Origin of the sequence: Clostridium sp., from assembly GCF_051650885.1 — a bacterium.
Taxonomy (GTDB): domain Bacteria; phylum Bacillota; class Clostridia; order Clostridiales; family Clostridiaceae; genus Clostridium.
The window spans coordinates 1-7,676 of record NZ_JBOFRG010000018.1 but is presented as its reverse complement, the minus strand read 5'-3'; the positions used below and the strand labels follow the sequence as shown (position 1 = coordinate 7,676).

Sequence of the window (7,676 nt, the reverse complement as noted above, 5' to 3'; positions counted from 1 at the left end):
CACTTTTAGTTTCTTTAAAGAAAACAGGTGGTAGAAATGCACAAGGTAAAATAACTGTTAGACACCATGGTGGTGGTGCAAAAAGAAAATACAGAATAATAGATTTCAAGAGAAATAAAGATGGTGTACCTGCAAAGGTTGCTACTATCGAGTACGATCCAAACAGATCAGCATACATTGCTCTTGTAGTTTATGCAGATGGAGATAAGAGATACATAATCGCTCCTAACGGATTAAACGTTGGTGACGTTATAGTATCAGGTGCTGATGCAGATATCAAACCAGGGAATGCTTTACAATTAATAAACATCCCAGTTGGTACTTTCATCCACAACATCGAATTACAAGCTGGTAAAGGAGCTCAATTAGTAAGAGCTGCTGGAGGATCAGCACAGTTAATGGCTAAAGAAGGTAAGTATGCAACATTAAGATTACCTTCAGGAGAAATGAGATATGTAAGAATCGAATGTAGAGCTACAATCGGTACTGTATCTAACCCAACTAACGATATCGTTAAGATTGGTAAAGCCGGAAGAAAGAGACACATGGGATGGAGACCTACTGTAAGAGGATCTGTAATGAACCCTTGTGATCACCCACACGGAGGAGGAGAAGGTAGATCACCTATCGGAAGACCAAGTCCAGTAACACCATGGGGTAAACCAGCTCTTGGTTACAAAACTAGAAAAAATAAGAAATACTCAGATAAGTTTATTATTAAGAGAAGAAATAGTAAGTAATATGAAGAGAATACTTATTCTCTTCATAGCTGAGAATTTAAAGTTCTGAAGGGAGGCAATATACAATGAGTAGATCAACTAAAAAAGGACCATTCGTTCACGCTAAACTTTTAAAGAAAGTTGAAGAAATGAACGCTAATGGGGAGCAAAAAGTTGTTAAAACTTGGTCAAGAAGTTCAACAATTTTCCCACAAATGATTGGACACACAATTGCTGTTCATGATGGAAGAAAACACGTGCCTGTTTATATATCAGAAGATATGGTAGGACACAAATTAGGTGAATTCGCATTAACTAGAACATTTAAAGGACATGATGATAAAACATCAAAAAGAAAGTAGTACCCTGGAAAGGAGGAACATAAATGGAAGCTAGAGCTATAGCTAAATATGTAAGAATGTCTCCAATAAAGGTAGGAGCTGTTCTTGATTTAATAAGAGGAAAGAATGTTAAAGAAGCTTTTGCTATCTTACAATACACTCCAAGAGAAGCAGCAGTAGTTATAAACAAAGTTTTAAAATCTGCAGTTGCAAATGCTGAAAATAACTTCGCGTTAGATACTGATAAATTAATCGTATCTGAAGCATACGTAGGTCAAGGTCCAACTTTAAAGAGATTTAGACCACACGCTCAAGGAAGAGCATTCAGAATCAACAAAAAAACAAGCCATATAACAATAGTTGTTAAAGAAAGAGCTTAGAAGAAGGAGGGAAACGTAGTGGGTCAAAAAGTAAATCCTCACGGACTTAGAGTAGGAGTTATCAAAGACTGGGATGCAAAATGGTATGCTAATAAAAAAGATTTTGCTGATAACCTAATCGAAGATAATCAAATCAGAAAATTCGTTAAAAAAGAACTTTTCACTGCTGGTATTTCAAAAATTGAAATAGAAAGAGCAGCTAAAAGAGTGAAATTAAATATACACACTGCTAAACCTGGTGTTATAATCGGGAAAGGTGGAGCTGGAATCGAAGCATTAAAGAAGAAATTAGGTAACTTTGCAAAAGGTAAAAACCTATTAATCAACATTGTTGAAGTTAAGAATGTTGAAAGAGATTCTCAATTAATGGCTGAAAATGTTGCAGCACAATTAGAAAAAAGAATATCATTCAGAAGAGCTATGAAACAAACTATCCAAAGAGCTATGAAGCACAATGGAGTTAAAGGAGTTAAAATAGCTTGTTCAGGAAGATTAGGTGGAGCTGAGATCGCTAGAACTGAGCAGTACCATGAAGGTACAATTCCACTACAAACTTTAAGAGCTGATATCGACTATGGATTTGCAGAAGCAGATACAACATACGGAAAAATCGGAGTTAAAGTTTGGGTTTATAATGGAGAGGTTCTTCCAACTAAAAAGGTTGAAAAGGAAGAAGCTAACGCATAGGACGCATTGGAAAGGAGGAATAAATCATGTTAATGCCTAAAAGAGTTAAGCATCGTAAGGTACAACGTGGTAGAATGAAGGGTAAAGCTACAAGAGGAAACTTTTTAGCTTACGGAGATTACGGAATACAAGCTACAACTTGTGGATGGATCACTAGTAACCAAATAGAATCTGCCAGAATTGCTATAAATAGATACATCAAAAGAGGAGGAAAACTTTGGATAAAGATCTTCCCAGATAAGCCAGTAACTGAAAAGCCAGCTGAAACAAGAATGGGTTCAGGTAAAGGTTCACCAGAATACTGGGTAGCAGTAGTTAAACCTGGTAGAGTATTATTCGAACTATCAGGAGTAAATGAAGAAGTTGCAAGAGAAGCTATGAGACTTGCATCACACAAACTTCCTGTAAAGACTAAGTTCGTTACAAGAAGAGATTTTGAGGAAATGGGTGGTGAAGAATAATGAAGGCTAGAGAATTAAAAGAATTAAGAGCAAGTAATCCTCAAGATTTAAAGGCTAAATTAGGAGAATTAAAAGCTGAATTATTCAACTTAAGATTCCAATTAGCTACAGGACAATTAGAAAATCCTATGAGAATAAGAGAAGTTAAAAAATCTATAGCCCAAATAAAAACCATCTTAAGACAAGAAGAGTTAAGGGCTGTTGAACAACAGTAATTACTGGAAGGAGGTACGCCCTAATGGAAAGAGGTTTAAGAAAAAAGAGAATCGGAAGAGTTGTTTCTGATAAAATGGATAAAACTATCGTAGTTGCTATTGAAACTAAGGTTAGACATCCATTATACGGAAAGACTGTTAACGTAACTACAAAATTCAAAGCTCATGATGAAAAGAATGAAGCAGGAATTAATGATAGAGTACTAATTATGGAAACAAGACCATTATCAAAAGATAAAAGATGGAGACTTGTTGAGATAGTTGAAAAAGCTAAGTAGTAGCTTTTAAACTGAAAGGAGGGTAATTCAATGATACAACAACAAACTAGACTTAAAGTTGCTGATAACTCAGGTGCGAAAGAAATCATGTGTATCAGAGTTTTAGGTGGTTCTAAAAGAAAGTATGGTAACATTGGAGATATAATCGTTGCTAGCGTTAAAAGTGCAACACCAGGCGGAGTTGTTAAAAAAGGTGACGTAGTTAAAGCTGTTATCGTTAGATCAGTAAAAGGAATAAGAAGAGCAGACGGTTCATACGTTAAATTCGATGAAAATGCTGCTGTTATAATAAAAGATGATAAGCAACCAAGAGGAACACGTATCTTCGGACCTGTTGCTAGAGAGCTAAGAGATAAAGAATTTAACAAAATCTTATCATTAGCACCAGAAGTTCTATAAGAGGAGGTGGCTGACTTGAAAATACACGTTAAAAAGAACGACACTGTTATGGTTATATCAGGAAAAGATAAAGGTAAAACAGGAGAAGTTTTAAAAGTATATCCAAAAACTGGTAAAGTACTAGTTCAAGGAGTTAATATAGTGAAGAAGCACCAAAAAGCAAGTAGAACACAAGCTGAAAGTGCTATAATTGAAAGAGAAGCTGCAATAAACAGCTCAAAAGTTATGTTATATTGTACAAAATGCAAAAACACTACTAGAATTAGCAATAAAATCTTAGAAGATGGAGCTAAAGTTAGAGTGTGCAAAAAGTGCGGAGAAACATTCTAATATCTGAAAGGAGGGCATAGATATGACAAGACTTCAAGAAAAGTATGATAAAGAAATAATTCAAGCTATGATGGAAAAATTCAATTATGACAATATAATGGAAGTTCCAAAACTTGAGAAGATAGTAATTAACATGGGAGTTGGAGAAGCAAAAGAAAACCAAAAGGTTTTAGAATCTGCAGTTTCAGACTTAACATTAATAGCTGGTCAAAAGCCAATATTAACAAGAGCTAAAAAATCAGTTGCTAACTTTAAAATAAGAGAAAACATGGCATTAGGATGTAAAGTTACATTAAGAAAAGCAAATATGTACGAATTTGCTGATAAGTTAATGTCAATTGCTTTACCAAGAGTTAGAGACTTTAGAGGAGTTTCAAGCAAGGCATTTGATGGTAGAGGAAACTACTCTCTAGGAATTAAAGAGCAATTAATATTCCCAGAAATTGAGTACGATAAAATCGATAAAGTTAGAGGAATGGATATAATCTTCGTTACTTCAGCTAAGACTGACGAAGAAGCAAGAGAATTATTAAGATTCCTTGGAATGCCGTTTGCTCAATAATAAGGAGGGAAACTTATGGCACGTAAAGCAATTATAGAGAAATGGAATAAAGAACCTAAGTATAAGACTAGAGCTTATACTAGATGCAGAATCTGTGGAAGACCACACTCTGTATTAAAGAAATTTGGTATTTGCCGTATCTGCTTTAGAGAACTTGCATACAAAGGTCAAATCCCTGGTTGTAAAAAAGCAAGTTGGTAATACTGAAGATATAGCGAAAGGAGGCACAATAAATGGTTATGACAGATCCAATAGCAGATTTGCTAACTCGTATTAGAAATGCAAATGCTGTTAAACACGAAGTAGTTGAGGTACCTTCTTCAAATGTAAAGAAGGCCATAGCAAATATATTATTACAAGAAGGATACATCAAAGAAATAGATGAATATAACGATGGTGTAGTTCCAATGTTAAGAATAGCTCTTAAATATGGAGCAAATGGTGAAAAAGTAATCACTGGTCTTAAGAGAATATCAAAGCCAGGATTAAGAGTTTACTGTAAAAAGGATGAAACTCCTAAAGTACTTAATGGTTTAGGAATAGCTGTTATATCAACTTCTAAAGGAATAATAGTTGATAGAGAAGCTAGAAAAAACCAAGTAGGTGGAGAAGTTCTTTGCTACGTTTGGTAGTATAAATTTTAGAGATTAAGTTAGATTTATATAGATATATAAAATACAGGAGGTGCAATTATGTCAAGAGTAGGTAGATTACCAATAGCTATACCTGCTGGAGTAACTGTTACTGTAACACCAGAGAACGTTGTTACAGTAAAGGGTCCAAAAGGTGAGTTAGTTGAAACTATGAACGCTGACATTAATGTAGCGGTTGAAAACAACGAAGTAGTTGTTACTAGACCTAGCGATGTTAAAGAGCACAGAGCTCTTCATGGATTAACTAGAGCTTTAATTAATAACATGGTAGTTGGAGTTGAAAAAGGATTCCAAAAGACATTAATATTAAACGGTGTTGGATACAGAGCTCAAAAGCAAGGAAACAAACTTGTTATGAACTTAGGTTATTCACATCCAGTTGAAATAGAAGCAATCGAAGGTGTAGAATTCGAAATACCAGAAGCTACTAAAGTAGTTGTAAAAGGAATCAACAAACAAAAAGTTGGTGAAGCAGCTGCGAAGATCAGATCATGGAGAAAACCAGAGCCATACAAAGGTAAAGGTATAAGATATGAAAACGAAGTGATCAGACGTAAAGAAGGTAAAACTGGTAAGTAAAAATAGAAAGGAGTGATTTTTATGTTCAAGAAGGTAGACAGAAAATCAAAAAGACTAAGACGTCACCTTAGAGTACGTAAGAAAGTTTTCGGTACTCCTGAAAGACCAAGACTTTCAGTATACAGAAGTGAGAAAAACATATACGCGCAAATTATTGATGATATAAATGCTATAACTTTAGTTTCAGCATCAAGCTTAGAAAAAGATTTCTCTGCTAAAGGTGGAAATAAAGAAGGAGCTAAACTAGTAGGTGAGGCCGTAGCTAAAAAGGCACTAGAAAAAGGATTAACTGAGGTAGTATTCGACAGAGGTGGATACGTATATCACGGTAGAGTTCAAGCATTAGCAGAAGGTGCAAGAGAAGCAGGACTTAAATTCTAATAAAACAAGGAGGGAAATCAATGAGAATCGATCCTAGTACACTAGACCTTAAAGAAAAGGTTGTTAATATAAATAGAGTTACTAAGGTTGTTAAAGGTGGTAGAAACTTCAGATTCGCAGCATTAGTTGTTGTTGGTGACGAAAACGGACACGTTGGAGTTGGAATGGGTAAGTCTATCGAAATACCTGAAGCGATCAAAAAAGGAATAGAAGATGCTAAGAAAAACTTAGTTTCAGTTTCAATAGTTGAGAACACTATTCCTCATCAAATACATGGAGAATTTGGAACAAGTGATGTTCTAATAATGCCAGCTAAAGAAGGTACAGGAGTTATCGCTGGAGGACCAGCGAGAATCGTACTTGAATTAGCAGGAGTTAAAGACGTTAGAGCTAAGTCATTAGGTTCAAATAACCCAAATAACATGGTTAAAGCAACAATCAACGGATTAGCTAACTTAAGAACAGCTGATGAAATAGCTAGATTAAGAGGAAAATCTGTTGAGGAAATATTAGGTTAGGGGGAAATTGCAATGGCTAAATTAAGAATAACATTAGTTAAAAGCTTAATAGGTAGAAAAAAAGAGCATATTGCTACTGCTAATGCCCTAGGACTTAAAAAGATCGGTAAAATAGTAGAGCATGAGGGAACTCCTCAAATAAATGGTATGATCAAAAAGATAAGCTACTTACTTAAAGTAGAAGAAATATAAGAGGAGGTGCACTTAGTATGAAACTTCATGAATTAAAGCCTGCTGCTGGTAGCAGAAAAGCTCCTAAAAGAGTTGGAAGAGGTACTGGTTCGGGATTAGGAAGAAACGCTGGAAAAGGTGAAAAAGGACAAAACGCTAGATCTGGTGGTGGAGTTAGACCTGGATTTGAAGGAGGTCAAATGCCTTTATACAGAAGACTTCCTAAAAGAGGATTCACTAATATCTTTGCTAAGAAGATTGTTAGCATAAACGTTGATAGATTAAATATCTTCGAAAATGGAACAGAAGTTACTCCAGAAGTATTACTTGAAACAAGAGTAATATCAAAAGTTATGGACGGAGTTAAGATTCTTGGTAACGGAAATTTAGAAAAGAGTATAACTCTTGTAGGATGTAATTTCTCAAAAACTGCTAAAGAGAAGATCGAAGCAGCTGGAGGAAAAGTTGAGGTGAAATAATAATGCTATCAACCCTACGTAATGCCTGGAAGGTTCCAGAATTGAGAAAAAGATTTTACTGGACAATATTTTTAGTAGCAATTTTCAGGATAGGAAGTCATATTCCTGTTCCTGGGATTAGCGCTGAGTATTTAAAGCAAATGTCTCAGTCTGGTAGTTTAGTTGGTTTCTATGATTTAATATCAGGAGGAGCCTTTAGTAAATTTAGTATTTTTGCATTAGGAGTAATGCCATACATTAATGCATCTATCATTATGCAGTTGTTAACAATTGCTATACCGTCTCTTGAACAACTTTCAAAAGAAGGTGAAGATGGTAGAAAAAAAATACAGAATATAACGAGATATGCTTCAATAGCTATTTCGATAATACTTGCTATTGGTATGTATTTAACAATATCAAGAGTTCCTGGAGCAACTGCTGGAATTACTTCAGCTCAGATAGGGATAGTAATATTAGCACTTATAGTTGGTTCAACTTTCTGTATGTGGTTAGGTGATCAGATAACTGTTAAAGGATTTGG

The 7,676-nt window shown here is 35.0% G+C and carries 18 protein-coding genes; all 18 read left to right on the top strand.

Translation table 11 applies throughout. The features are described from left to right. Positions 1 to 740 (top strand): 50S ribosomal protein L2 (rplB, locus tag ACRC28_RS00610; protein ID WP_438541519.1); only part of this gene is annotated, 740 nt, incomplete at its 5' end. Between the two features lie 65 nt (positions 741 to 805). Next, entirely contained in the window at positions 806 to 1,081 is a 276-nt protein-coding gene (rpsS, locus tag ACRC28_RS00605) for a 30S ribosomal protein S19 (protein ID WP_438541518.1), read from the top strand. A 23-nt stretch (positions 1,082 to 1,104) separates the two neighbouring features. Continuing rightward, a complete protein-coding gene (rplV, locus tag ACRC28_RS00600) occupies positions 1,105 to 1,440 on the top strand; it encodes a 50S ribosomal protein L22 (RefSeq protein WP_438541517.1) in 336 nt (111 codons plus the stop codon). A gap of 18 nt (positions 1,441 to 1,458) precedes the next feature. After that, positions 1,459 to 2,127, top strand: coding sequence for a 30S ribosomal protein S3 (gene rpsC, locus ACRC28_RS00595; RefSeq protein ID WP_438541516.1), 669 nt, complete (start codon positions 1,459 to 1,461; stop codon positions 2,125 to 2,127). Positions 2,128 to 2,153: 26 nt separating this feature from the next. Then, on the top strand, positions 2,154 to 2,588 hold the full coding sequence (gene rplP / locus ACRC28_RS00590) for a 50S ribosomal protein L16 (protein ID WP_002598895.1): 435 nt from the start codon (positions 2,154 to 2,156) through the stop codon (positions 2,586 to 2,588). Further along, the gene (gene rpmC, locus ACRC28_RS00585; RefSeq protein WP_002598894.1) at positions 2,588 to 2,803 is read left to right on the top strand and encodes a 50S ribosomal protein L29; all 216 of its coding nucleotides are present in this window, start codon (positions 2,588 to 2,590) and stop codon (positions 2,801 to 2,803) included. The genes rplP and rpmC overlap by 1 nt, the downstream gene beginning before the upstream one ends. Positions 2,804 to 2,826: 23 nt before the next feature. Then, positions 2,827 to 3,081 (top strand): 30S ribosomal protein S17, encoded by a 255-nt coding sequence (gene rpsQ, locus ACRC28_RS00580; RefSeq protein ID WP_297630543.1) that lies wholly within the window; start codon positions 2,827 to 2,829, stop codon positions 3,079 to 3,081. A 30-nt stretch (positions 3,082 to 3,111) separates the two neighbouring features. Continuing rightward, on the top strand, positions 3,112 to 3,480 hold the full coding sequence (rplN, locus tag ACRC28_RS00575; protein ID WP_438541515.1) for a 50S ribosomal protein L14: 369 nt from the start codon (positions 3,112 to 3,114) through the stop codon (positions 3,478 to 3,480). 15 nt (positions 3,481 to 3,495) lie between these two features. Next, complete coding sequence (rplX, locus tag ACRC28_RS00570; protein WP_438541514.1) at positions 3,496 to 3,810, top strand: 50S ribosomal protein L24; 315 nt, start codon at positions 3,496 to 3,498, stop codon at positions 3,808 to 3,810. A 22-nt stretch (positions 3,811 to 3,832) separates the two neighbouring features. Next, positions 3,833 to 4,372 (top strand): 50S ribosomal protein L5, encoded by a 540-nt coding sequence (gene rplE / locus ACRC28_RS00565; protein WP_438541513.1) that lies wholly within the window; start codon positions 3,833 to 3,835, stop codon positions 4,370 to 4,372. A gap of 15 nt (positions 4,373 to 4,387) precedes the next feature. Next, on the top strand, positions 4,388 to 4,573 hold the full coding sequence (locus ACRC28_RS00560; RefSeq protein ID WP_438541512.1) for a type Z 30S ribosomal protein S14: 186 nt from the start codon (positions 4,388 to 4,390) through the stop codon (positions 4,571 to 4,573). 32 nt (positions 4,574 to 4,605) lie between these two features. Beyond that, on the top strand, positions 4,606 to 5,004 hold the full coding sequence (gene rpsH, locus ACRC28_RS00555; protein ID WP_438541511.1) for a 30S ribosomal protein S8: 399 nt from the start codon (positions 4,606 to 4,608) through the stop codon (positions 5,002 to 5,004). Positions 5,005 to 5,064: 60 nt separating this feature from the next. Beyond that, entirely contained in the window at positions 5,065 to 5,604 is a 540-nt protein-coding gene (gene rplF / locus ACRC28_RS00550; RefSeq protein WP_438541510.1) for a 50S ribosomal protein L6, read from the top strand. 21 nt (positions 5,605 to 5,625) lie between these two features. Next, positions 5,626 to 5,985: a 50S ribosomal protein L18 gene (rplR, locus tag ACRC28_RS00545; protein WP_438541509.1), complete on the top strand. Its 360-nt coding sequence runs from the start codon at positions 5,626 to 5,628 to the stop codon at positions 5,983 to 5,985. A 20-nt stretch (positions 5,986 to 6,005) separates the two neighbouring features. Next, positions 6,006 to 6,503 carry a 30S ribosomal protein S5 gene (gene rpsE / locus ACRC28_RS00540; RefSeq protein ID WP_438541508.1) on the top strand — a complete coding sequence of 166 codons (498 nt, stop codon included), beginning with the start codon at positions 6,006 to 6,008 and terminating at the stop codon, positions 6,501 to 6,503. A 12-nt stretch (positions 6,504 to 6,515) separates the two neighbouring features. Then, positions 6,516 to 6,695: a 50S ribosomal protein L30 gene (rpmD, locus tag ACRC28_RS00535; protein ID WP_438541507.1), complete on the top strand. Its 180-nt coding sequence runs from the start codon at positions 6,516 to 6,518 to the stop codon at positions 6,693 to 6,695. Between the two features lie 17 nt (positions 6,696 to 6,712). After that, positions 6,713 to 7,153, top strand: coding sequence for a 50S ribosomal protein L15 (gene rplO / locus ACRC28_RS00530; protein ID WP_438541506.1), 441 nt, complete (start codon positions 6,713 to 6,715; stop codon positions 7,151 to 7,153). Positions 7,154 to 7,155: 2 nt separating this feature from the next. Then, positions 7,156 to 7,676, top strand: a 521-nt coding sequence (locus ACRC28_RS00525) for a preprotein translocase subunit SecY (protein ID WP_438541505.1), incomplete at its 3' end; no start/stop codon positions are given.

Bases quoted from the DNA above. Each gene is read 5' to 3' on its own strand.
- rplR (WP_438541509.1), top strand. From the start codon at position 5,626: ATGTTCAAGAAGGTAGACAGAAAATCAAAAAGACTAAGACGTCACCTT.
- rplV (WP_438541517.1), top strand. From the start codon at position 1,105: ATGGAAGCTAGAGCTATAGCTAAATATGTAAGAATGTCTCCAATAAAG.
- rplE (WP_438541513.1), top strand. From the start codon at position 3,833: ATGACAAGACTTCAAGAAAAGTATGATAAAGAAATAATTCAAGCTATG.
- rpmC (WP_002598894.1), top strand. From the start codon at position 2,588: ATGAAGGCTAGAGAATTAAAAGAATTAAGAGCAAGTAATCCTCAAGAT.
- rpsH (WP_438541511.1), top strand. From the start codon at position 4,606: ATGGTTATGACAGATCCAATAGCAGATTTGCTAACTCGTATTAGAAAT.
- rplN (WP_438541515.1), top strand. From the start codon at position 3,112: ATGATACAACAACAAACTAGACTTAAAGTTGCTGATAACTCAGGTGCG.
- rplO (WP_438541506.1), top strand. From the start codon at position 6,713: ATGAAACTTCATGAATTAAAGCCTGCTGCTGGTAGCAGAAAAGCTCCT.
- rpsS (WP_438541518.1), top strand. From the start codon at position 806: ATGAGTAGATCAACTAAAAAAGGACCATTCGTTCACGCTAAACTTTTA.
- ACRC28_RS00560 (WP_438541512.1), top strand. From the start codon at position 4,388: ATGGCACGTAAAGCAATTATAGAGAAATGGAATAAAGAACCTAAGTAT.
- rplP (WP_002598895.1), top strand. From the start codon at position 2,154: ATGTTAATGCCTAAAAGAGTTAAGCATCGTAAGGTACAACGTGGTAGA.
- rpsQ (WP_297630543.1), top strand. From the start codon at position 2,827: ATGGAAAGAGGTTTAAGAAAAAAGAGAATCGGAAGAGTTGTTTCTGAT.
- rpsE (WP_438541508.1), top strand. From the start codon at position 6,006: ATGAGAATCGATCCTAGTACACTAGACCTTAAAGAAAAGGTTGTTAAT.
- rplF (WP_438541510.1), top strand. From the start codon at position 5,065: ATGTCAAGAGTAGGTAGATTACCAATAGCTATACCTGCTGGAGTAACT.
- rpmD (WP_438541507.1), top strand. From the start codon at position 6,516: ATGGCTAAATTAAGAATAACATTAGTTAAAAGCTTAATAGGTAGAAAA.